Origin of the sequence: Streptomyces sp. NPDC048291 (genome assembly GCF_043201715.1) — a bacterium.
In the GTDB taxonomy this organism is placed as follows: domain Bacteria; phylum Actinomycetota; class Actinomycetes; order Streptomycetales; family Streptomycetaceae; genus Streptomyces.
On the sequence record NZ_JBICZC010000002.1, the window covers coordinates 155,363 to 178,405 of the forward strand.

Annotated in this window: 21 protein-coding genes; 4 read left to right on the forward strand and 17 right to left on the reverse strand. The window is 69.8% G+C overall.

What is annotated here, in order from left to right:
* Nucleotides 1-12: 12 nt before the first annotated feature.
* The 3 genes from nadD to ACGF5O_RS05035 form a co-directional block, all read right to left on the reverse strand.
* Nucleotides 13-696 (reverse strand): nicotinate-nucleotide adenylyltransferase, encoded by a 684-nt coding sequence (gene nadD, locus ACGF5O_RS05025; RefSeq protein ID WP_093503106.1) that lies wholly within the window; start codon nucleotides 694-696, stop codon nucleotides 13-15.
* Nucleotides 697-766: 70 nt separating this feature from the next.
* Entirely contained in the window at nucleotides 767-934 is a 168-nt protein-coding gene (locus ACGF5O_RS05030; protein ID WP_167450157.1) for a hypothetical protein, read from the reverse strand.
* 110 nt (nucleotides 935-1,044) lie between these two features.
* The gene (locus tag ACGF5O_RS05035) at nucleotides 1,045-1,206 is read right to left on the reverse strand and encodes a hypothetical protein (RefSeq protein ID WP_089106806.1); all 162 of its coding nucleotides are present in this window, start codon (nucleotides 1,204-1,206) and stop codon (nucleotides 1,045-1,047) included.
* A gap of 98 nt (nucleotides 1,207-1,304) precedes the next feature.
* Here ACGF5O_RS05035 and ACGF5O_RS05040 point away from each other — a divergent pair, with 98 nt between their 5' ends.
* Nucleotides 1,305-2,420, forward strand: a complete 1,116-nt coding sequence (locus ACGF5O_RS05040) for a M48 family metallopeptidase (protein WP_393808965.1) — start codon at nucleotides 1,305-1,307, stop codon at nucleotides 2,418-2,420.
* A 68-nt stretch (nucleotides 2,421-2,488) separates the two neighbouring features.
* On the opposite strand, the gene ACGF5O_RS05045 is transcribed toward ACGF5O_RS05040, so the two are convergent.
* The 7 genes from ACGF5O_RS05045 to ACGF5O_RS05075 form a co-directional block, all read right to left on the reverse strand.
* The gene (locus tag ACGF5O_RS05045) at nucleotides 2,489-3,559 is read right to left on the reverse strand and encodes a hypothetical protein (RefSeq protein WP_393808531.1); all 1,071 of its coding nucleotides are present in this window, start codon (nucleotides 3,557-3,559) and stop codon (nucleotides 2,489-2,491) included.
* Between the two features lie 100 nt (nucleotides 3,560-3,659).
* Nucleotides 3,660-4,244: a hypothetical protein gene (locus tag ACGF5O_RS05050; protein WP_393808532.1), complete on the reverse strand. Its 585-nt coding sequence runs from the start codon at nucleotides 4,242-4,244 to the stop codon at nucleotides 3,660-3,662.
* Between the two features lie 150 nt (nucleotides 4,245-4,394).
* Nucleotides 4,395-5,681 carry a glutamate-5-semialdehyde dehydrogenase gene (locus tag ACGF5O_RS05055; protein ID WP_393808533.1) on the reverse strand — a complete coding sequence of 429 codons (1,287 nt, stop codon included), beginning with the start codon at nucleotides 5,679-5,681 and terminating at the stop codon, nucleotides 4,395-4,397.
* A gap of 138 nt (nucleotides 5,682-5,819) precedes the next feature.
* Nucleotides 5,820-6,248 carry a hypothetical protein gene (locus tag ACGF5O_RS05060; RefSeq protein ID WP_293995677.1) on the reverse strand — a complete coding sequence of 143 codons (429 nt, stop codon included), beginning with the start codon at nucleotides 6,246-6,248 and terminating at the stop codon, nucleotides 5,820-5,822.
* 123 nt (nucleotides 6,249-6,371) lie between these two features.
* The gene (gene proB, locus ACGF5O_RS05065; protein WP_393808534.1) at nucleotides 6,372-7,499 is read right to left on the reverse strand and encodes a glutamate 5-kinase; all 1,128 of its coding nucleotides are present in this window, start codon (nucleotides 7,497-7,499) and stop codon (nucleotides 6,372-6,374) included.
* A gap of 145 nt (nucleotides 7,500-7,644) precedes the next feature.
* Entirely contained in the window at nucleotides 7,645-8,820 is a 1,176-nt protein-coding gene (locus ACGF5O_RS05070; RefSeq protein ID WP_393808535.1) for a phosphatidylserine/phosphatidylglycerophosphate/cardiolipin synthase family protein, read from the reverse strand.
* Nucleotides 8,821-8,901: 81 nt separating this feature from the next.
* Complete coding sequence (locus ACGF5O_RS05075) at nucleotides 8,902-9,723, reverse strand: S1 family peptidase (protein WP_393808536.1); 822 nt, start codon at nucleotides 9,721-9,723, stop codon at nucleotides 8,902-8,904.
* A gap of 255 nt (nucleotides 9,724-9,978) precedes the next feature.
* Here ACGF5O_RS05075 and ACGF5O_RS05080 point away from each other — a divergent pair, with 255 nt between their 5' ends.
* Nucleotides 9,979-10,716, forward strand: coding sequence for a BTAD domain-containing putative transcriptional regulator (locus ACGF5O_RS05080; RefSeq protein ID WP_393808537.1), 738 nt, complete (start codon nucleotides 9,979-9,981; stop codon nucleotides 10,714-10,716).
* 32 nt (nucleotides 10,717-10,748) lie between these two features.
* On the opposite strand, the gene ACGF5O_RS05085 is transcribed toward ACGF5O_RS05080, so the two are convergent.
* The 7 genes from ACGF5O_RS05085 to rplU form a co-directional block, all read right to left on the reverse strand.
* Nucleotides 10,749-11,981 (reverse strand): glycosyltransferase family 2 protein, encoded by a 1,233-nt coding sequence (locus ACGF5O_RS05085; protein WP_393808538.1) that lies wholly within the window; start codon nucleotides 11,979-11,981, stop codon nucleotides 10,749-10,751.
* 332 nt (nucleotides 11,982-12,313) lie between these two features.
* Nucleotides 12,314-14,371 carry a hypothetical protein gene (locus tag ACGF5O_RS05090; RefSeq protein WP_393808539.1) on the reverse strand — a complete coding sequence of 686 codons (2,058 nt, stop codon included), beginning with the start codon at nucleotides 14,369-14,371 and terminating at the stop codon, nucleotides 12,314-12,316.
* A gap of 152 nt (nucleotides 14,372-14,523) precedes the next feature.
* On the reverse strand, nucleotides 14,524-16,023 hold the full coding sequence (locus ACGF5O_RS05095; RefSeq protein ID WP_393808540.1) for a D-ribitol-5-phosphate cytidylyltransferase: 1,500 nt from the start codon (nucleotides 16,021-16,023) through the stop codon (nucleotides 14,524-14,526).
* Nucleotides 16,024-16,369: 346 nt separating this feature from the next.
* Complete coding sequence (locus tag ACGF5O_RS05100) at nucleotides 16,370-17,599, reverse strand: hypothetical protein (protein WP_393808541.1); 1,230 nt, start codon at nucleotides 17,597-17,599, stop codon at nucleotides 16,370-16,372.
* Nucleotides 17,600-17,734: 135 nt separating this feature from the next.
* Complete coding sequence (gene obgE, locus ACGF5O_RS05105) at nucleotides 17,735-19,174, reverse strand: GTPase ObgE (protein ID WP_393808542.1); 1,440 nt, start codon at nucleotides 19,172-19,174, stop codon at nucleotides 17,735-17,737.
* A gap of 129 nt (nucleotides 19,175-19,303) precedes the next feature.
* Entirely contained in the window at nucleotides 19,304-19,558 is a 255-nt protein-coding gene (gene rpmA / locus ACGF5O_RS05110; RefSeq protein WP_030779398.1) for a 50S ribosomal protein L27, read from the reverse strand.
* Between the two features lie 14 nt (nucleotides 19,559-19,572).
* Nucleotides 19,573-19,893 carry a 50S ribosomal protein L21 gene (gene rplU / locus ACGF5O_RS05115; protein ID WP_007381993.1) on the reverse strand — a complete coding sequence of 107 codons (321 nt, stop codon included), beginning with the start codon at nucleotides 19,891-19,893 and terminating at the stop codon, nucleotides 19,573-19,575.
* Between the two features lie 359 nt (nucleotides 19,894-20,252).
* On the opposite strand from rplU, the gene ACGF5O_RS05120 reads away from it, so the two are divergent.
* Nucleotides 20,253-22,286, forward strand: a complete 2,034-nt coding sequence (locus ACGF5O_RS05120) for a glycosyltransferase family 2 protein (RefSeq protein ID WP_393808543.1) — start codon at nucleotides 20,253-20,255, stop codon at nucleotides 22,284-22,286.
* Between the two features lie 92 nt (nucleotides 22,287-22,378).
* A complete protein-coding gene (gene rfbC / locus ACGF5O_RS05125) occupies nucleotides 22,379-22,972 on the forward strand; it encodes a dTDP-4-dehydrorhamnose 3,5-epimerase (RefSeq protein WP_393808544.1) in 594 nt (197 codons plus the stop codon).
* Nucleotides 22,973-23,043: the final 71 nt, after the last annotated feature.

Sequence of the window (23,043 nt, forward strand, 5' to 3'; positions counted from 1 at the left end):
GCCCCTCTCGGCTCACTCGCCGCGGTACAGCTCGCGCTTGTCGATGTAGCGCACGACTCCGTCCGGCACCATGTACCAGATGGGGTCGCTCTTGGCGACTCTCGCACGGCAGTCTGTGGAGGAGATGGCGAGCGCGGGAACCTCCACCAGCGAGACGCCGCCCTCCGGGAGACCGCGGTCGGTCAGGTGGTGGCCGGGCCGGGTGCAGCCGATGAAGTGGGCCAGGGAGAAGAGTTCCTCCGAGTCCCGCCAGGTGAGGATCTGGCCGAGTGCGTCGGCGCCGGTGATGAAGAACAGGTCGGTGTCGGGGTTGAGGGCGCGCAGGTCGCGCAGGGTGTCGACGGTGTAGGTGGGGCCGCCGCGGTCGATGTCGATGCGGCTGACGGAGAACTGCGGGTTCTCGGCGGTCGCGATGACCGTCATCAGATAGCGGTCCTCGGCCGGCGAGACGGCGCGGGAGGTCTTCTGCCACGGCTGCCCGGTGGGCACGAAGACCACCTCGTCGAGGTGGAACTGGGCGGCGACCTCGCTGGCCGCCACGAGGTGCCCGTGGTGGATCGGGTCGAACGTTCCGCCCATGACACCGAGGCGGCGTTTGCCGGTGTGCGCGGGGCCCGCCGGCGTGTACCGGGGCCGTGTCGCCATGTCGTCGGCCTCGTCAGCTGCCGGACCGGTAGGCATGTCCTGCTCTCCCATGCGTGCAGACCCTACCGGCCCGGCCCGTGGGCCCCGCCCGGAGGACCGGTGCCGGGGCTCGGCGTCCGGCTCAGCGGTCGCGGTTGAAGCGGGTGGTGATCCACAGCAGGAGCAGCAGGATGACGAAGGCGCTGCCGCCGGTGACGGCCGGGTTGAGGCTGTTGTGGTTGCCGCCGTGCTCCTCGCCCTCTGCGGCGAGGGTGACCAACTGGGCAGCGGCACTGTGGAGATTCATCATCTGCGGCAGGACCTATCGCGTGTGGGCGGGATAAAGATGTCGGCTCATCGTATGCGGGCGCCCCGGCGGCGATCACGCCGACTCCTCCATCGGGGAACGATCCCGGCGGCTCAGTCGTCCTTCTGTTTGTACCCGCGCAGCAGGAACCAGGCGGTCAGTGCGCAGCCGACGAACATGACGACGATGACGACCCGGAGCAGATCGCCCGAGCTCTGGTGCTGGGCGGCGCTCGCAGCCTGGGTGAGCCAGGCGGCCGGGGGGTGGTGCTCCATGAGGACTCCTTCGGCTGTACTGCCCGTCCACGGTATCTCCGCCTAGGCTGGGCCCTGCCCCGGGGGCACGGCAGACACTCACGCACATGGGGGATGACATGTCCGACGACGGCCACCAGCAGAACGGGCACGAACAGGACGGGCACGCGCGGGTGCCGAGCAGGCAGCGCAGGCGGTTCCCGGGGATCTCCTCGCGTGCGTACGAGCATCCGGCGGACCGTTCGGCGCTGGTGGCGCTGCGCAAGCTCAGCGGCTTCGACGCGGTCTTCAAGGCGCTCAGCGGGCTGCTTCCGGAGCGGAGCCTCAGGCTGCTGTTCCTGTCCGACTCGGTCCGGGTGTCCGACCAGCAGTTCACACACCTGAACGACATGTTGCGGGACGCCTGCTACATCCTGGACCTGGAGAAGGTCCCCCCGATGTACGTGACGCAGGATCCGCAGCCGAACGCGATGTGCATCGGCCTGGACGAGCCGATCATCGTGGTGACCACGGGTCTGGTGGAACTCCTCGACGAGGAGGAGATGCGGGCGGTCGTCGGCCACGAGGTGGGGCACGCGCTGTCCGGGCACTCGGTGTACCGGACGATCCTGCTGTTCCTGACCAGCCTGGCGCTCAAGGTCGCCTGGATCCCGCTGGGCAACCTGGCGATCCTGGCGATCGTGACGGCCCTGCGGGAGTGGTTCCGCAAGTCGGAGCTGTCCGCCGACCGGGCCGGGCTGCTGGCGGGCCAGGACCTGCGGGCCTCGATGCGCGGCCTGATGAAGATCGCGGGCGGCAACCACCTGCACGAGATGAACGTGGACGCGTTCCTGCAGCAGGCCGAGGAGTACGAGGCGGGCGGCGACCTGCGCGACTCGGTCCTGAAGATCCTGAACGTGCTGCCGCGCTCGCACCCCTTCACCACGGTCCGCGCGGCCGAGCTGAAGAAGTGGGCCGAGTCCCGCGACTACCAGCGGATCATGGACGGTCACTACCCGCGGCGCGCCGAGGACAAGGACACCTCGGTCGGCGACTCGTTCAAGGAGTCCGCGGCGAGCTATGCCGGTGACGTGAAGACCTCCAAGGACCCGCTGATGAAGCTGGTCTCGGACTTCGCGGGCGGGGCGGGAAACCTGGGCGGCCGGGTGAAGCGCGGCTTCGACGGCTTCACCAGCGCGCCCCCGCCGAAGGACGCGCCGCCCCGGGACACTCCCGCGGAGGACGACGAGGCGTAGCGGGGCCCTGCCCTGCCCTGTCGCCGGATCGCCGGATCGCCGGATCGCCGGATGTACGGTACGGCCGCTCAGACCTTCGGTTCGGCCGCGGCGGACAGCGTCCCGCACAGAGCGGTGGCGCCGTCCGTGGCGAACGGGTTCGTGCCCGCGGGGCCGCCCGCCCTGGCCGTCTGGCCGGCCAGCAGGGGGTGCAGGTGGTCGGCGGCGTCCTCGGCGCAGGACAGGGGGCCCGCCTGGACGTAGGAGACGACCAGCTGGGTCTGGTGCAGGCGCAGGTCGTCCTGGTCGAAGCGGAAGGTCAGCTGGCGGCGCACGGTGAACAGGGAGGCCTGGGCGCCGGCCGGAGCGCCGGTGGGCCGCAGCGCGTAGACGAAGGTGTGGTCGGCGGTGACCTCCAGGGTGGCCGGGTCGGTCTCGGTGGCCGTCAGGCTGCCCTGGACGCGGATCCTCGGGTCGGCGAGTTCGGCGCGGGTGGGGTCGAAGCGGACCAGCCATCCGGTGGGGGCGTGCCGGCCGTCCGCCGCGGGGTGGTCGACGCTCTGGTCGAACTGGTCGAGCTGACCGGGGTCGAGCAGCGCCCGCGCGGGCCGCACCTCGCTGCTGTCGAGGACCTCGCGGTAGAGCGAGGAGCGGACGAGGTAGTCCTTGACCGTGGTCAGGGCGGTGACGACCTGGCTGTCGGAGAAGTGCGCGGTGCTCCGGGCGGCCGGCAGCGGTATCCCCTCGGCGCCGACCTCGTACTGCGCGGCCGGGCTGTGCGCGAACAACGTCTCGGCGTCGGCGGCGCCGGGCACCTTGCCCTGCGGGGAGAGCGGGATGACGGTCATCCGCAGGGGTTCGACGGGCGGCTGGGCCTCGTCGCTGCCGTAGGGGTGGCGGACGCCCATGTAGATCGCGGTGCCGAAGGCCACGAGGATCAGCACGACGAGGATCAGGGCCTGCCGGGTGAGGCCCCGGCGCAGGGCCGGGCGACGGCGTACGGCGGGCGCGTGGTCGGTCATGCGTTCGCGTGCGGAGGACTCCTGGAGGCGGGCAGCGCGGATGAACGATTCGTCGAAGACGACGGATCGGTACTCGTCCTCGCCACCCACGGGGCCGCCCTCGGGTGTCCCCTCAGGTGGGTCTCCTGGCCCGCCCATACTTTCAGAGTAGGTCCCGGGAGCCTCAGGTAAACGCCCTGCTACACGACAACTTCTGACAGGTTCTCACCAGGACTGCCACCAGGGCGACCGCGACCGGTCAGGGGGTGCGCGGGACCACGGAGACCGCTGGCTTGGCGGACTGGGAGTAGTCGGCGGACACGGAGGGTGCCGCCGCGGTGCCCTGTTCCTGGCCCGTGGAGGGGGGCCTGGGGACCTGGTCGCGGCTGCCGCCCGAGGAGGCGCTGCGGTAGACCGCGGCGAAGGCGAGCGCGACCATGCCGATGCCCATGACGAGGGCGAGCACCCAGGCGACCGGACGGTGCCAGCGGACGTGTTTGCCGTAGGTCCCGGCGGCGCCGTAACGGTCCTCGACCAGGTCGGTGTCGTCCAGGTCGTCGAGTTCGCCGGCGTGCCCGAACTCGGGGCCGTCGGGGCCGAAGCCGTCGTCGTAGCGCTCGCCTCTGGTGCGGGCGCGGCGGGCCTCGGCCTCGGAGGCCTCGGCTCTGGCCTGGGCGGCGGCAAGGAGGCGTTCGACGGCGGTCGGCTCATGGACCACTGCCGCCTTCACGAAGGCCTCGTCGAAGACCACGGAGTCGAATTCTTCGTCCGACTTTCCGTGGTCATGGTCGTCGTCGGGCTCCCAGCCGTCAGGGAACGGCGTGCCCCCCACGTCCTCCGGCACGGATCCAGAGTAGACCTGGGGGGTCAATTTGGGCAGACGGTATGGAAATTCATAGGTCCGGTGAGACGCCTTTCACGCCGGCCCGGGGCCGCGGGCGCCCCGCCGCGCGCCCGCACGCCGTACGGAGTGCGCGGCTGGGCCGTACGGGTGTCAGCGGCGGATGTGGCCGTCGCCGGTGACGATGTACTTGGTGCTGGTCAGCTCCGGCAGGCCCATGGGGCCGCGGGCGTGCAGTTTCTGGGTGGAGATGCCGATCTCGGCGCCGAAGCCGAACTGGCCGCCGTCGGTGAAACGGGTGGAGGCGTTCACGGCGACCGTGGTGGAGTCGACCAGCTGGGTGAAGCGGCGGGCGGCCTGCTGCGAGGTGGTGACGATGGCCTCGGTGTGCCCGGAGGTCCACAGCCGGATGTGCTCGACGGCCCGGTCGAGGGAGTCGACGACGGCGGCGGCGATGTCGTACGACAGGTACTCGGTCTCCCAGTCCTCCGGGACCGCCTCGACGACGGTCGCCTTGGAGTCCGCGGCGTAGGCGAGGACGCGTTCGTCGGCGTGGACGGTGACGCCGGCCTCGGCGAGGGCGTCCAGGGCGCGCGGCAGGAACTCGGCGGCGATGTCCTGGTGGACGAGGAGGGTCTCGGCGGCGTTGCAGACGCTGACCCGGTGCGCCTTGGAGTTGATCAGGATGTCGACGGCCATGTCGATGTCGGCGTGGGCGTCGACGTAGACGTGGCAGTTTCCGGTGCCGGTCTCGATGACGGGGACCTTGGACTCCATGACGACGGTCTGGATGAGGGAGGCGCCGCCGCGCGGGATGAGGACGTCGACGAGGCCGCGGGCGCGCATCAGCTCGTGGACGGAGTCGCGGCCCTCGCCGGGCACCAGCTGGATCGCGTCGGCGGGCAGCCCGGCGCCGCCGACGGCGTCGCGCAGGACGCGGACGAGGGCGGTGTTGGAGGCGTGGGCGGAGGCGGAACCGCGCAGCAGGACCGCGTTGCCGGACTTCAGGCAGAGGGCGGCGGCGTCGACGGTGACGTTCGGGCGGGCCTCGTAGATGATGCCGACGACGCCGAGCGGCACGCGGACCTGGCGCAGGTCGATGCCGTTGGGGAGGGTGGAGCCGCGGACGACCTCGCCGACCGGGTCGGGCAGCTTCGCCACGTCGCGGACGTCGGAGGCGATGGTGCGGACCCGCTCCGGGGTGAGGGTGAGGCGGTCGACGATCGCCTCGCTGGTGCCGTTCTCGCGGGCCTTGGCGATGTCCTTGGCGTTGGCCTCGACGATCTCGCTGGTACGGACCTCCAGGGCGTCCGCGATGGCCAGCAGCGCGTCGTCCTTCACGGCCCGCGGCAGCGGCGCGAGGTCGGCGGCGGCGGCCTTGGCGCGGTAGGCGGCCTGGGTGACCGGGGACATGGCGTCGTACGGCGAGAGCGTCGTCATGAGGGAAGGGTAGTGCGCCCCGGCGGGCCGTCCACGTGGCATCCCATACCGCGAGACGTGGATCAAAACGGGTGAATACCGGCCGGCGGCGGAGGCGGCACCGGAAGGGCAGGAGGCTTCGGAAGGGTTCAGAAGGGTTCAGAAGGGGTGGATGCCGACCGGGGTCGCGGGCGGCGGGCCGTAGCCCTCGGCGACGCGCTGGTGGTAGGTGGCGCGGTCGATGACCTCGAGGCCGACGATCTCCCAGGCCGGCAGACCGGCGGTCTGGCGGTGCTCGCCCCACAGGCGCAGGGCGACGGCGGCGGCGTCGTGCAGGTCGCGGGCCTCTTCCCAGTAGCGGATCTCGGCGTGGTCGCAGGCGTAGCGGCTGGTGAGGAGGAACGGGTGGTCGTGGGCCAGCTGTTCGAGTCCGCGGCGCAGTTCCGGCAGGGGGACCTCGGCACCGCAGACGCTGAGGGTGACGTGCCACAGGCGGGGCAGGTCCTTCGGCTCCTCGTAGGTGTCCCCGGCCGCGACGCTCGTCAGAGCACCGCGGGAGGCCGCAGCTCCAGGGCGCACTCGTCTCACGACGGCCTCCTTCAGCTGTGCTCGTGCGGAACGTGGTCCTGAGACAAAGTTGAGCAGGCCGCAAGGGTTCGTGTGGCGGTTTTACGGAACGTCCCCCACCGGGGTCCGTCGTTACGCCCCGTTTTACGGGTGCAGGATCACCAGGTCGTCCCTGTGTACGACCTCGCGTTCGTACGCGGGGCCCAGCTCGCGTGCCAGCTCCCTGGTCGAACGCCCGATCAGCTGGGGGATCTCCTTGGCGTCGAAGCTGACGAGCCCGCGGGCCACCGCACGGCCTCCGGTGTCGCGCAGCTCGACCGGGTCGCCGGCGCCGAACTCGCCCTCGACCGCGGCGATCCCGGCCGGCAGCAGCGACTTGCGGCCTTCCACGACCGCGCGGACGGCGCCGTCGTCGAGGGTGAGCGAGCCCTGCGGGGTGGAGGCGTGCTGGAGCCACAGAAGGCGGTCTGCGGACCGTTTGCCGGTGGGGTGGAAGTAGGTGCCGGTGTCACTGCCCGAGAGCGCGTCGGCGGCATGCACGGCGCTCGTGAGGACCACCGGGATGCCCGCCGCGGCGGCGATCCGGGCGGCCTCGACCTTGGTGACCATCCCGCCGGTGCCGACACCGGCTTTCCCCGCGCTGCCGATCTCGACCCCCGTCAGGTCCTCGGGTCCCGTCACCTCCGCTATCCGCGAGGTGCCGGGCCTGCTGGGGTCGCCGTCGTAGACGCCGTCGACGTCGGAGAGGAGGACCAGCAGGTCGGCGTGGACGAGGTGGGCGACGAGGGCGGCGAGGCGGTCGTTGTCGCCGAAGCGGATCTCGTCGGTGGCGACGGTGTCGTTCTCGTTGACGACCGGCAGCGCGCCCATCGCGAGCAGCTTGTCCAGGGTGCGGGAGGCGTTGCGGTGGTGGGCGCGGCGGCTCATGTCGTCGGAGGTGAGCAGGACCTGGCCGACGCGGACGGCGTAGCGGGCGAAGGAGGCGGTGTAGCGGGCGACGAGCAGGCCCTGGCCGACGCTGGCGGCGGCCTGCTGGCGGGCCAGGTCCCGGGGGCGGCGGCGCAGGCCGAGCGGGGCGAGTCCGGCGGCGATGGCGCCGGAGGAGACGAGGACGATCTCCTTCTCGCCGCCGCTGCGGCTCTTGGCCAGGGCGTCGACGAGCGCGTCGACACGGTCGGCGTCCAGGCCGCCGGAGGCGGTGGTCAGCGAGGAGGAGCCCACCTTGACGACGATCCTGCGGGCCTCGCCGACGGCCTGCCTTGCCCTTGCCACGTCCTGTGTGTCCCCTCGCGTAGGTACGGCTGCCCGCCCGGCAATCTACGCGAACGGGACCGTGCGGCGCGCGTCGGTCCATACCCCGGACAGCGGTCCGTGACCGGCCGCAGGGACGGCGGGCCGCCAGGTCGGCCGACGTGGCTCAGTAGCCGCGGACGACGGTCCGCATGGAGACGAAGTTGTTCTTGTACTGGTCGTGGATGCCCGCGCTCTTGATGCGCAGCAGCGCCTCGTCGTTTTCGCGGAGCGACGATTCGTCGTAGTTGGGGCTGCCGGTGAACACCCATTTGGTGTCCTTCTGGCTCGCGTAAGTGCCTTCCACGAGGAGGTACTTGGAGTGGATGAGGTCTCCGTCGGCCTGGTTGAGCTCGTAGAGTTTGATGCGGTCGTGACCGGAGAGACTTGCGGTGCTGCCGGAACTCATGTGGCGGTAGACGACGTCGATCCAGCAGTTCTCGTCGGCGAGTTCCCGCAGTTTCCTCGCGATGCCCTCCCTGGTGAGGTCCCAGGCCCCGATCCTGATCACCGTGCGGCCGGTGGGCGTGCCGACGGTGGTGTTGCCCTCGCAGGTGACGTTGTCCAGGATCTCGACGACGGTGTCCGTGGAGTCGCCGGTGCCGGCTCGCGGGAAGAAGTACGACTTGACGTCGCCCGAGGTCGTCATCCGGTAGTAGTCGTCGGTCTCCCGGTCCGGCGAGGCGGCCAGGTCTGCGAAGTAGTCGACATAAGCCGTGTAGAGGCCCGTGTTGCCGACCACGGTGACCGCGTTGTTCCAGTAGTCCTGGGTGTTGTGTGCGGTCAGGTTGGCGGAGGACTGCACGACGACGTCGTCCCCGTCTCCCGTGCGGGAGAAGAGGAAGAACTTGTTGTGCATGCGCGGGGTTCCGGCGTTGCCGACACACGCGCGGTTCGCGCATCGCTTGACCCACGAGTTCGCACCACGATCGCTGCCCAGTGCCGACACCAGCCTGGCGTACGCCGCGTCGTTCTGGTCGGTCGAGTCGAGCACGATGCGGACGTGCACGCCCCGTGCGCTCGCGGCGATGAGTTCGTTCACGAAGTCCATGTCCGTGACGACGTAGAGCGCGATCCTGACCCGTGCCTCGGCGGGCGCCTGCCGGACCAGGCTCCTGATGTGGCTGACGATCGCCTGTTGTTCCGTCGCGGTGCCCTGCGGGTCGTTGAAGACGGCGCCGGTCGTGATCGCGGCCGCGGCCGGTTCCTCCGCGGCGGGGGCGGCGTTCGTCGAGGCGGCCAGTACGGCTGTCAGCGTCGCGGCAACGGCGAGGGCACGCCGGAGGGACGGCCTGCGGGGCATGGGACTCCTCTTTGCGGTTCGGGGTGGACGTGGAACGGCGGCCCGGGGCGGGAGCGCCCGGACCGCCGTGCGGATCGGGTACTAGAGGCCGGCGACGCCGTTGATCCAGTCGAGGCTCGTGGGCACCGTCGAGGACCACATCGGGCCGATGCAGACGTTGTCGCTCGTCCGGTAGGTGACACCGGAGGTCACGCCGACCTGGTATCGCAGTCCGTCGACCAGCTTGAACTGCGGGCCGCCGGAGTCGCCGGAGCAGGCCATGCCGTTGCCCTTGGAGCTCTTGATACCGCGGCCCTCGCCGAGGATGTCGGTGCTGTCGATGTCGTCGACGGTGACCGTCGCCCGCTTGAGGCCCTTCGACGGTGCGCCGCCGATCTTGCTCTGCGATCCCCAGCCGAAGATGTAGTTGGTGGTGCCCTCCTGGGGGCTCGCACCCGCCAGGCGTACATGCTCGGAGTTGGCGTCACGGGTGAGGTGGAGCAGAGCGATGTCGTGGTTGGTGCGCCATTTGATGTCGTCCACCTGGATGACGCCGCCGCCCTCGTTGTACTGCGTGCTCTTGACCCGGACCTGGATCTTGGAGGCGTCCTGTCCCACGCTGGTGTTGGCGAAGCAGTGCTTCGCCGTGAGAATCCAGCGTTCGGCGATGATCGAGCCGGTGCAGAGCAGATTGCCCCGGCCGGTGCCTGCGTCGGCGCTGTCCCAGAGAATCGCGGCTATGCCGTCCGCGGAGGCCGCGGCTTCTCCGTTCACGACCGTGGGGGACTCGGACACTCCGTCGCCGGTGGTGCCCACCGGGCCGATCGTGGCGACGCCGTCCTCTGCCATCGCACTCGGTGCACCCGCGCCGAAAAGGCTCGCGCCGATGATCGCGGTCGTGGTCACGAAGGTACGAATTCTCAAGGCTGTTCCTTCTGTCGGCCTGTATGGGGTCGCCGAACATGCTCGACGCCGGCCCTGAAAACCGCCTGAATTCTCATTGAAAGCGCGTGATCAATGCCGAAAAATCGGCTGTTGGACGCGGAAAACAGAACTAAAGATCATGTTCCGGACAACGGGAAAGAGACAGTGGTCACCGGATTACTCGGAGGTGACATCCAGGGCCACTGGGGTAAAATCGAGGTATTGCCCAGGGGTGGGTCAGGTCAAGGGGGGACAATGAGCCAGGTCGAATTCCGACTGCTTGGACCTGTGGATATCTTGAACGGGGAACAGTCGCTGGGGCTCGCGACACCGCAGCAACGGGGAATTCTGGCCTCGCTGCTGCTCGACGCAAACCGGGTCGTCCCCATAGAGAAGATGCTTCGAGCGATATGGGGAGAGGAACCGACGGAATCGGCCCGCAACGCCGTGCAGGGATACATATCAAAAATCCGCCGCATACTGGCGCCGTTTCCCGATTGCGGGATAGCGACCAGCCCGCAGGGCTATTCCCTGCAAGTGGACCGGGATCGAATCGACCTCTACCGTTTCCGGCATCTGGTGGACGTGGCCCACCGGTCGGACGCGGCGCATTCGGCCGAACACCTGAAGCGGGCACTCGAACTGTGGCAGGGCCCCGCCCTCACAGGAGTGGCGGGCCAGTGGCTGCCGTCGAGGGTCGGCACCTACCTTGAGGAAGAACGGCTCTCCGCCCTCGAGGACCACGCCGCGGCCGTACTGGCGGTCGGGCGGCTACGGGAGGCGATTGCGGAACTGACGACCCTCGTCGTCGACCATCCGCTCCGGGAGCGGGCGGCCGGCCTCCTGATGGCGGCCCTGCACAGAGCGGGCCGCCGAGCCGACGCCCTGACGGTCTTCCGGAACACCCGGCACCATCTCGTGCGGGAACTCGGCATCGAACCGGGAACCGTCCTGCACCGCACGCATCAGCAGATCCTCAGCGACGCTTTGTGACCCGCGCCAGAGCACCCCGGCGCGGCCGCCGCCTACGCCGTCACGCGGCCGTGGCCGTCCCGCCGGGCGGCGACCCTCGGTCTCAGCAGGCGGCGCACCCTGCGTGCCGCGCGGCGGACGAACGTACCGGCGGCCGCTTCCCTGTACCCCTCGACGGCGCGGGCCTCGCGGGGTTCGGCGAGGTAGATCCAGTCGGGGACGCCGGCCGCCTCGGAACGGAAGTGCGGGTAGCCGAGGTAGACGCTGGTGCCGCGGTTCTCCAGGACCGGTGCGGGCTGCTTCCCGGCCCGCACGAACTCGAGCACGTCCGGGAGGAGTTCGGTGCGCCGGACGGCGACCAGGTGCAGCTGGAGCCGCTCGTGGACCTTGAGGCGGCGGGCCACCTCGGGGTTCCAGTGGGCGTCCAGCAGCGGCTCGGCGAGCTCCCGTTTGTGCCGCCGCACCTCGTCGGTGTCCTTGAGGAACCGGGGGCCGAACTGCGGGAGCAGTGTGACCTTGAACGGCCGGACCATGAGGCTGTCGCGTCGCGGCCCCGCCGGGACCATCTCGGCGATCAGGCCGATCAGGGCGCGCGCGGAGTCGAAGCGGAGGGTGTAACCGCCGCTCTTGGTGACGTGTTTGCCGTCCTCGCGGCCGACGAGGTAGTAGCAGGGGTAGTCGGCGACGACCGAGACGCCGTCGGCGCGCAGATAGGCCTCCATGGTGAACAGCGCGTCCTCGCCGGTCCACAGGGATTCGTCGAACCGCATGCCGTGGCGTTCCAGCAGGGCTCGGCGGAAGAGTTTCTGGGCGCTGAGGGTGAACTTGATGTTGGAGGAGAAGACGTCGGTACGGTCGAGCGTCTTCCCCCACATCGACTGCGGGGGTTTGCGGTTGATTCCCTCGACCTTGCCGACGACGACGTCGGTGCCGTTCTTGTCGGCCATGGCGACCATGCGTTCCAGGGCCTCGTCGCCGAGCCGGTCGTCGGCGTCCAGGAAGAACACGTAGCGGCCGGCGGCCTTGGCGAGGCCGACGTTGCGCGGGCCGCTGGGGCCGCCCGAGTTCTCCTGGCGGATCACGGTCACCGGCATGGCGGCGCGGGCCGCGAACTCCTCCAGGCACTCCCCCGTGCCGTCGGTCGATCCGTCGTCGACGGCGATGACCTCCATGCGGGCCGGGTCGAGGGTCTGGCGCTCGACGGAGGCCAGGCACTCGACCAGGTACGGCATCGCTTCGTACGCCCCGATGATCACGGTCACATCAGGCTGCGCAACGACGGTCACGTTTCCCCCTAGTCAATGGTGCATTCCCCCTGCGTCACCTCGATCGCAACGTTTTAGATGACCGATCGGTGCGACAGGTTGCCCCGGGAGGCCCGTCCAGTGATCCAGCTCACATGACGAGCGGACTGCCGGGTGGTGTACAGCGGGTTACATCGGACAGTACGGGCGTGCGGTAAGAGCTGCTCAACGCGAACGGGGAAGCACGGGTAAGAAGACATCCGCGTATCTCGAAGCAGAGGTAAGAGAACGCGGCGGGAGAACGGGAACGGCGAACGGGCTCGGTCCCGGGGAGAAGTCCCCGGGACCGAGCCCGTTCGCCGCAGTGGCGGAGGTCAGCCGGTGGTCGCGCTCTTCGCCTTGGGGTCGCCGGCCGCGATCCCGGTCTCCTGGCCCAGGTTGCGGGTCTCGGCCTTGCGGGCGAGCGCGGTCACCGCGTCGTTGAACTGCTCGATGGAGGTCGGCTCGTCCGGCCCGAGCAGGTAGTGCTTGAGTTCGTCCCGGTCCGCGGCCAGCGGGTCGGCCGAGGGGTCGCGTACGGCGTCCAGCAGGCCGCCGAGTTCCTTGGCGCTGTTGGAGAGGATCACGGCGGCGCGCACGGCGGTGTTGGCCCGCTTGAACTCCTCCGCGCCGACGCCGGCCGAGTCGGTGACGGCGTACGGCTTGCCGCTGGCGATGAAGTCGGAGACCACGCTGGAGATGTCGGAGACCATCGCGTCGGAGACGTTGAAGCAGTCGTACAGGGGGGGTTCGGCACCCGCGATGACGGCGTGCTGGTACGGCGGCAGGGCCTGCCAGTAGGAGTCGTTCCAGGCGGCGCGCAACCGGGCGATCTCCTCGTGCTTCGCCAGGTCGACGACATCGTCGCGGCTTGCCTCGGCCTCGTCGCGCCTGTCGTCGCCGGTGCCGGCCAGTTCGGTCAGGCGGGTCTCGATGCGGGTCAGTTCGGCCTGGGCCGCCGCCTGGGCGGCCGGGTCGGCGGTGAAGCGGGCGTCGGTGGCGCGGGCGGCGGCGGCCTTCTGGACGAGGGCGGTGACGCGCCGGTGGGCGGCGCCCGCCTCGGCACTGACGGTGCCGGTGAAGGGGTGCGGCTTGTAGAGGACGCGGACCGGTGGGTCGGCCTTGACCAGCTTCTTCACGATGTTCTCGCCGGCGAGCACGAGGGAGGTGTTGCCGGGATTGCCGTCCCAGCCCTCCCAGGTGGGCGCGTAGAGCACGGTGGGGATACGCCCGTCGGGGACGTCCTGCCGGCCCTGGATGGGGGCCAGCTGGGGGCGGCCGACCTCGACGATGTCGTCGTCGCGGACGCCGACGTCGGCGATGGCGTAGCGGTCGCGGCCCGCGCGGCCGGCGGTCCACACCTCGTCGTACACCTTGCTGAACGGGTTGACGCTGGCCAGCTTGTCGCTGTCGCCGTGGCCGATGAAGACGTGCTTCATCGTGGGGACGCGGAGCAGGTGGATGTTCTTGCCGACGTTGGCCGCGTAGAGGGCGACGCGGACCGTGGAGAGGTCCATGTTCATCAGGTGCACGCCGCCGGGCACGCAGATGACGGGGACGGTGGTCGGGGCGAGGTTCTGCAGGATGACCCGCTCGCGCAGCAGGATCAGCGGGCGGGACTCCAGCTGTTCCATCGTCTCCAGCCACATGTTGAGCTGGTAGGTGGAGTCCTTGGAGCCCGAGAAGTACAGCACGGTCCCGGGCCGGTACTCGGCCAGCCAGTCGTCGACGGCGGCGAGGACGGTGTCGGCGTCCGGCGGGGTCTTGCGGCCGCGCACGTAGGGCGTCAGCACCAGTACGTACAGGCAGCCCAGGGCGAGGGTGACGCCCATGCCGACGAAGCCGGCGACCGCGTCGTCCGTCGTCGCCGAGACCAGCAGGCCGACGACGGCCGCGAGGTCGAGGTGGAGCATCTTCTCGGCGGAGCGGTCCAGCAGGCCCTGCGGCGGGGCGTCCGGGATGCGGATGCGGGACTTCAGGTCGACGTTGCGGGTGGCGACCGGCAGGCGACGGCGGTTGCGGATCAGGGTGACCAGGGCGCCGTGCGGGGCCTGCAGGCCGTAGAAGGCGATGAAGCAGGCGACCGCGCCGTAGAAGACCAGGCCGTTGGAGAGGTCCATCCTGGCCAGCAGCAGGATCAGCAGCAGCTGCCGGATCAGGAAGCGGATCGACAGGCCGGCCCGGACCTTGCTCAGGCGGTTGACGAGGTAGCTGCCCTTGCGGTGCAGGTAGTGGTCCGCCAGGTACGTGACGGCGGCCGCGGCCGCGAAGGCGTAGACGCTCGGGACGAGCGCGGCGACCATGAGGGCCGGGAAGCCCAGGATCATGAGTGCCGCCGCGGCCAGCTCGGCCGCGCTGCCCACTCGGGCGACGCGAATAGCGGTGGATATCACGGAGAACCTTTTGCTGACAAAAAGGCCTGAATTCGACCTTGCGGACAATCTGAGAGGTGGTCGATCCGGGTTCTACGGGTTCAGGCCCCTGCGATTGCTCCGCGAACGCGCAACCACAGAGGCCTGAATTACATACGACTAATGGCTGTCGATTATGCCACGCCGTCCTGTCGGTCCAGGACACTGGCGAGGGCCTGCTCGAAGCCGGAGGCCTGGCCGGCGGCGGCCGTCGGGTCCTGCTGGCGGACGTCGATGACATGGCCGGTGAGCTCGGAGAGCAGCACGTCGAGGGAGGTGCGGGCGACGGCCTCGGAGGAGAGCAGCGAGCCCGTCGGCTCCTGGCCGAACGCCTTGGTGCGCATGGGGGTGGCGGTGCGCTCGGGGTTGATGCAGTTGACGCGGACGGCGTCGCCGGCCCATTCGTCGGACAGGGCCTGGGTGAGGTTCACCATGGCGGCCTTGGTCGAGGAGTAGAGGCTGTACTCGGCACGCCCGCGGGTGTAGCTGCTGGAGGTGTAGAGCAGCAGCTGGCCCTGGGTCTCGGCGAGGTACTTGTAGCTGGAGCGGGCGATCTGCACCGGGGCCAGGTAGTTGACCTTCAGCGCCTCCTCGATGGTGGCGTTGTCGGTCTCGGCGAGCTTGCCGATGCGGAGCACGCCCGCGGTGTTGACGACGTAGTCGATCCGGCCGGTCTCGGCGTAGGCCTTGGAGAGCGCGTCGTCGACCTCCTCCGGGTTCTCCACGTGGGTGCCGGTGGTGGAGCGGCCGAGCGCGTAGACGTTCGCGCCGTAGGACTCGGCGAGTTCGGCGATGTCCTTGCCGATGCCGTACGAGCCGCCGAAGATCACCGCGGTCTTTCCGGTGAGGAGTTCGCGGTAGGCGTCCTCGCCGTTCTGCTCGGGGGCGGCGGTGGAGGCGAGCTGGAAGAGCTTGTCGGCGATGAAGACGTCGACGGGCTGCGTGACCTTCATGTTGTACTCGTCGCCGGCGACGACGTGGATCGGTACGTCCGGCAGGTACTTGAGGACGACGGAGCAGTCGTCGGTGGCCTGGAAGTTGGGGTCGCCGGCGGCGACCTCGTAGGCGCGCTTGACCGTGGACAGCTTGAACGCCTGCGGGGTCTGGCCGCGGCGCAGCCGGGAGCGGTCCGGGATCTCGGTGATGAACTCGCCGTCCCCGCCGTGGGTCCGCGTGACGATGATGGTGTCGGCGGACGGGATCGCGACGTCGACGGCCTGGTAGCGCTCCAGTGCGGTCACGCAGTCGTCGATGACCCGCCGTGAGAGCAGGGGGCGTACGGCATCGTGGAAGAGGACGTTGAGGTCCTCGCCCTCGGCCAGGCCCTCGCCGAGGGCCGCGATGGCGCGCTCGGTGGTCTCGTTCCGCGTGTTGCCGCCCTCGATGATCTTCTTGACCTTCGCGAACCCGGCCTTGGCGACGATCTTCTCGACGTCCGCGACGTAGCCCGGTGCCATCAGCACGATGATGTCGTCGATCGAGTCGGCCTTCTCGAAGGTGGCCAGGGTGTGCTCGATGACGGCCTTGCCGGCGATCTTCAGCAGCTGCTTGGGGATCGACAGACCCACCCGCTGGCCGGTGCCACCGGCCAGGATCACTGCGGTGGTTCGGGGCTTGGCTATGTGCTGGGACACAGGTGACCTACCTTGGGGCATCAGGGAACCAGGAAATGGTCCCACTTCCGGTAACCGCTGTGCAAGGTGAGCGCCGTCCGCTGCATATGTGCCCGCAACCTTTCATTCACCTTGCGTCGCTGGTGATGGGCGCCGCCCACCGGACCACCGGAAGAGTTCCGTGAATTTGCTGTGAGTAACTACACAGGGCATTCCGATTGCTGTGCGTGACCCGATCCGCGCCTCAGTAACGCTACGCCGTACCGCGGGAACTACTTAGCGCGACTAAGCCGTCCCCGCGGGCCCGGCCCGCCGTCCGGCTCGCCGACCGGCCCGCAGCGCGGTCCGCAGCAGGGCTCCCGGCTCCTCAGCGCCGTCGCAGCTTCTTCAGACATCGGTGCCCCAGGACCCGTACCAGTTCCTTCGACGACGTCTGGTGCACGGTGCGGGACTTCGCCTCGGCGGTGTGGCGTACCGGGGCCGCGGCCGCCGCGGCGAGCGCGCCGTAGAGGGCCTGGGCGGCGACCTCGGGGGCGATGCGGGCCTCGGCGGCGGGCGGTCCCGGCTGCGTGGGGATGGCGGGCAGGGTGTGGAGCAGGGCCGGTTCGCCGACGACGCGGACGCCCATGGCGCCGATGCGTTCGACCATCTCGGCGCCGATGCGGCCGGCGGCCTCGACGGCCCAGGCGGGGGTGGAGATCTTCACGTCGTCGGCGGTGGGGCTGCACGAGTTCTTCATATGCATGACGGCGCCGTTGCGGACGAGCTTGGAATACAGCTCGTCGGGGAGTCCATTGCCGCGGAATTCCACGTTGAGCTTTCGCAGCATTTCGGTCTCGGCGAGGGTGAGGGAGCGGTTCGCCGTGTCCGGGACGGGCTGGAGGAGATTTTCCGGAAGTCCGAGGAGGGCTTCGAAGGTGCGCATCAGGCCGTCGCGGTCCCGGTCGTCGACCACGACGACGGTGACCCGGTCCGCGCCGACCGCGCGGACCCAGCGTTCGACGAGCCGGTCGTGCCGGTGCCGGTGCCAGAAGCTGGGGTTGGGCTTCTCGTAGGGGGCCTTGCGGAGCATGTGGTGCAGCCAGTCCTCGTAGCCCATGCGCAGTCCGTTCTGCACGTACTGCTGCCACTGGGAGGGCATGATCCTGGCGAGCGGGCGGAGGGTGACGAGGACGTGGACGCGTTCGCCGCCGAGCTGCTCGACGATGCGGGCGACGGTCTCGTCGTCGGGGGCGTCGGCGAAGAACTCGCTGCTGATCACCGAGGTGCGGGTGCCGGTGGCCTCGACCTGGCCGAGCAGCCGTATCCAGTGCTTCTCGGTGGGCACGGTGTCGCCCATCATCGCCGGCCGGGCGCAGGCGGCCAGGGCGGCCTCCATCGGGTGCCGGGTGGCCGCCGGGAACTCCACACCGTGTTCGGGCAGCCTGTCCCTGGCCGCGAACAGGGCGCCCTGGATGGCCGTCGTGCCCGTCTTGTGCGGGCCGATGTGCAGCAGGCGGGTGCCCGCGGCCAGGGCGGCAAGGGGACCGGTCGGGCCTGCGGGGTCCGTGATGGCGTTGTTCACCGGGGCTTCGCCTCTCGTACAGTCCGTCTCCATGGTTAACGGAAGGTAAGACGTTTACCTTAGGTTCACCTGAGAGAAGCCTGGGACACAGATGAGTCCCAGGCTTCTGTTACACAGACTTGACCTTCGGCGCACCTGGCGACGGTGCGCTCAAGGCGGCCGGCGGGCCTACTCGAACGGGTCGAAGTCGCCGTACTCCTGGAGGGACTCGTCCCGTTCGGCCTGCCGGTCGCGGCGGCGCTGGACGGCGGGCCGCTGTTCCTCGAAGCGGTGGTCCTCGCCGCGGCGGCCGAGCATCTCGGCGCCGGACATCATGGACGGTTCCCAGTCGAAGACGACGGCGTTGTCCTCGGGGCCGATGGCGACGCCGTCGCCTGCCCGGGCGCCCGCCTTCATCAACTGCTCCTCCACGCCGAGGCGGTTGAGGCGGTCGGCGAGGTAGCCGACGGCTTCGTCGTTGTTGAAGTCGGTCTGGCGGACCCAGCGTTCGGGCTTCTCGCCGCGCACCCGGAAGAGGCCGTCGTCCTCCGGGGTGACGGTGAAGCCGGCGTCGTCGACGGCCTTGGGCCGGATGACGATCCGGGTCGCCTCCTCCTTCGGCTTGGCGGCGCGGGCCTTGGCGACCAGGTCGCCGAGTGCGAACGTCAGCTCGCGCAGGCCCAGGTGGGCGACGGCGGACACCTCGAAGACGCGGTAGCCGCGGGCCTCCAGGTCGGGGCGGACCATCTCGGCGAGGTCCTTGCCGTCGGGGACGTCGATCTTGTTGAGGACGACCATCCGGGGCCGGTCGCCGAGGCCGCCGTACTGCTTGAGCTCCTCCTCGATGACGTCGAGGTCGGAGACGGGGTCGCGCTCGGACTCCAGGGTCGCGGTGTCGAGGACGTGGACGAGGACGCTGCACCGCTCGACGTGGCGGAGGAACTCCAGGCCGAGGCCGCGGCCCTGGCTGGCGCCGGGGATGAGGCCGGGCACGTCGGCGATGGTGTAGACGGTGGAACCGGCGGTCACCACGCCGAGGTTGGGCACCAGGGTGGTGAACGGGTAGTCGGCGATCTTCGGCTTGGCGGCGGACAGCACGGAGATCAGCGAGGACTTGCCGGCGCTCGGGTAGCCGACCAGGGCCACGTCGGCGACGGTCTTGAGCTCCAGGACGATGTCCCCGAGGTCTCCGGGCTCGCCGAGCAGCGCGAAACCGGGGGCTTTGCGGCGGGCGCTGGCGAGGGCCGCGTTGCCGAGGCCGCCGCGGCCGCCCTGAGCGGCGACGTAGGAGGTGCCCTGGCCGACGAGGTCGGCGAGGACGTTGCCGTCCTTGTCCAGGACGACGGTGCCGTCGGGTACCGGCAGGACCAGGTCCTGGCCGTCCTTGCCGGCCCGGTTGCCGCCCTCGCCGGGCTTGCCGTTGGTGGCCTTGCGGTGCGGGGAGTGGTGGTAGTCGAGAAGAGTCGTCACCGACTGGTCGACGGTCAGGGTGACGTCGCCGCCACGGCCGCCGTTGCCGCCGTCGGGGCCGCCGAGCGGCTTGAACTTCTCCCGGTGAACGGAGGCGCAGCCGTGGCCTCCGTTACCCGCGGCGATGTGCAGCTCGACGCGGTCCACGAAGGTGGTCATGGTGCAGTGCCTCCAAAAACTTACGGGGTGATACCTATGTCAACACGCGAAAGGCGGACCCGCCTTCCCGATCGGGAAGTGAGGTCCGCCTCGCGAAACGTTCGGTGCAGAGCCTTGCGGTGAGCAGACTCAGGCGACCGGGACGATGTTCACGACCTTGCGGCCACGGTGGGTACCGAACTCCACCGCGCCCGGCAGGAGCGCGAACAGCGTGTCGTCGCCGCCGCGGCCGACGCCCGCACCCGGGTGGAAGTGGGTGCCGCGCTGACGGACCAGGATCTCGCCCGCGTTGACGACCTGACCGCCGAAGCGCTTCACGCCGAGGCGCTGAGCGTTGGAGTCACGACCGTTACGGGTGGACGATGCGCCCTTCTTGTGTGCCATCTCTCCTCAGTCCCTTACTTCGCAGCCGCGGGGATCTCAGTGACCTTGATCGCCGTGTACTGCTGGCGGTGGCCCTGACGACGGCGGTAGCCGGTCTTGTTCTTGTAGCGAAGGATGTCGATCTTGACGCCCTTGTGGTGGTCCACGACCTCGGCCTGGACCTTGATGCCGGCCAGGACCCACGGGTCGCTGGTCACAGCGTCGCCGTCGACAACGAGCAGGGTCGAGAGCTCGACCGTGTCGCCAACCTTGGCGGTGGAAATCTTGTCAACCTCAACGATGTCGCCGACAGCAACCTTGTGCTGGCGACCACCGCTGCGCACGATGGCGTACACGCGGATCTCACTCTCTCGCTCGGGAACGGCACCCCCGCAGTCCAGCCACCCGGCGAACGCGGGCGGCCTCTCCGGAACAGGGTGTGCTCCGGAGGAAGAGGTTTACGGGGATGTGGCACGTCCTCATATCCATGGACACGCCGACGGTCAAGGTTACGGGGCCGCGCGGAGGCGGTCAAACCGGGCCCGTGCCGACCGGTACGGGCGGCCCGCCCGCCGGCCCTCCCGCCGACCCGGTCGCTGCTGAGAAGCGGCTGCGGTTACCCTGTGACTCCACTCGTGCATCAGTTGGTCACCGGCTGTACACGGTTCATTCAGGTCGTAGTCAGCTTCCCCGAAACTGGAGCCAGGTAACAGAGATGTCGATCAAGGTGAGCGTCATCATCCCGGTGTACAACCCGGGAAAGTACATCCAACCCTGCATCGACTCCCTGTTGAGGCAGACGCTTCCCGCGAACGAGTTCGAGGTCCTGTTCGTCGACGACGGTTCGACCGACGAGAGCCCCGCCGAGCTGGACGCCCTGGCCGAGAAGCACCCGCACTTCCGGGTCATCCACATACCGAACTCGGGCTGGCCCGGCAAGCCGCGGAACATCGGCGTGGGCGAGGCGAAGGGCGAGTACGTCCAGTTCGTCGACCAGGACGACTACCTCGCCTCCGACGCCCTGCGCCGGCTGTACGAGATGGGGCACCGCAACGGCTCCGACATCGTCATCGGCAAGGTGGCCAGCAACTTCCGGGGTGTGCCGCACGGCGTCTTCAAGGCGGACCGGGAGAAGTGCACCATCCACGACGCGCCGCTGTACGACAGCCTCACGCCGCACAAGATGTTCCGCGCGGAGTTCCTGCGCGAGAACGGCATCGCCTATCCCGAGGGCAAGCGGCGCCTGGAGGACCAGCTGTACATGATGGAGGCGTACTTCCCCGCCAAGGTCGTCTCCATTCTGGGCAGCTACACCTGCTACTTCTACTCGAAGCGTGACGACGGCCAGAACGCGGGTTCCGCGCGGATCGTGCCGTCGGGTTACTACGGAAACCTCCGTGAGGTGCTCGACGTCGTCATGGCGAACACCGAGCCCGGCGACTTCCGCGACCTGCTGCTGCGCCGTTTCTACCGGGTGGAGATGCTCGGCCGGCTCAGCGAGCCCAACGTCCTCAAGTACGACGAGGCCTACCTCGGCGAGATGCTGGAGGCCGTACGGCCGCTGGCCGAGGAGTTCATGGGCGAGGGCGTGCGCGACGGGCTCGGGGCCCTCACCCGCGTCCGCTCGACGCTGCTGCGCCGTGACGACGGCGACGGCCTGCTGCGGTTCGCCCGCTTCGGGCTCTCCGTCAAGGGCGCGACCCGGCTGGAGGAGGCCGAGTGGCGGCCCGACGGCAAGCTCGCCGTCACCGTCAGCGCCCGGCTGGTGCACGGCGACGACGCCGCGCCGGTCCGCCTGCTGCGCCGTGACGGCCGCTTCTACCTGCACCCCGACCTGGTCAAGGACGTGCTGGACGCGGACGACCTGGTCGACGTCACGGACGAGATGGACCAGTTCAAGGCCGAGATGTCGCTGCGCAACCGCGAGACGGCCGTCGAGTGGCCGTGTGCGGCCGAGTTCACCTCGCACGTCGAGGACCTCGGCGACGGCGCCTGTGAGGTCGTCCTGCGCGGCAGCGGCGTGGTCAGCCCCCAGGGCGTGAAGGGACGCGGCCCGGTCTCCAGGGGCTTCTGGGACATCTGGGTCAGCGTCCGGGGCCTCGGTCTGGTCCGCAAGGCCCGGCTCGGCGCCGACCGCGTCGCCGGTGTGGAGACGGAGCTGCGTCCCGCGCTGCTCGGCTCTCCCGCCCGTGCGGTCATCCCGTACTTCACCGACCCGCACGGCAACCTCACCCTGGACGTCGCCCGCCGCAGCAAGAGGCTGGCGCCCTACCTGGAGAACCGCCCCGTGCAGCGGATGCCGGGCAGCCGCCCGGAGCTGCGACTGGACGTGTTCACCCGCCCGAAGACCGCCCCGGCCAGGACCGAGCTGGTCCTCAGCTCCGGGGACGGCGGCGGTACGCACGTGGTGACGGCCGAGATCCGCAACGTGGCCGGCCGCGCCCACATCGCCGTTCCCGCGCGTGCGGCGTCGGTGCCCGCCGGCCGCTGGAGCCTGGCGGCCCGGCTGGACGGCGAGAAGGACGCGGCCCTGCCGCTGTGCACCGTGACCGTCAGGAGCAACGGGCGGCTGCGGCTCGACGACGCCCTGCCCGTGGTGGACGCCGAGCTCGTCCGCACGACGCTGTCCAAGCGCCGCAAGGCGGCCCTGCGGCGGCGGCTGCGCGCCGTCGGCGGTCCGGTCGTGCGCAGGCTGCCCGCACCGGCCCGCAGGAAGCTGCGCGGCCTGGCGGCGAAGCTGGCCGGCTGATCCGCCGGTCCCACCACGCCCACCACCGCGTGCACGCGGCACGGCCACGGGCACACAGCACGGACACGCAGTACGACAAGGATGTGATCGACATGCGGGAGCTCGGCATCGCCGGCGCCTGGGTCCATGAACCGAAGGTCTTTCCGGACGCCCGCGGGAGCTTCCACGAGTGGTTCAAGGGACCGGACTTCGCCGAGGCCGCCGGCCACCGGCTGAATCTGGCGCAGGCCAACTGCTCGGTCTCCAGCCGCGGCACCCTGCGCGGCATCCACTTCGCCGACGTGCCGCCCAGCCAGGCCAAGTACGTCAAGTGCGTACGGGGCGCCGTGCTGGACGTCATCGTCGACATCCGTACCGGCTCGCCCACGTACAAGCAGTGGGAGGCCGTACGGCTGGACGACGTGGACCACCACTCGGTCTACCTCTCCGAGGGGCTCGGGCACGCCTTCATGGCGCTGACCGACGACGCGACCGTGGTGTACCTGTGCTCCGAGGGGTACGCCCCGCAGCGCGAGCACGGCATCCACCCGCTCGACCCCGAGCTGGGCATCGAGTGGCCGGCGGACCTGACCCCGGTACTGTCCGAGAAGGACGCGGCGGCACCGTCCCTGGCCGTCGCCGAGGCCGAGGGCCTGCTGCCGTCCTACGAGGCGTGCCAGGCCTACGCGGCGCGGCTGCGCGGCTGAGACCCGTACGACCGGTACGACGAGGGGCCCCGCGGATGATCCGCGGGGCCCCTCGTCGTGGTCGTGCCGCC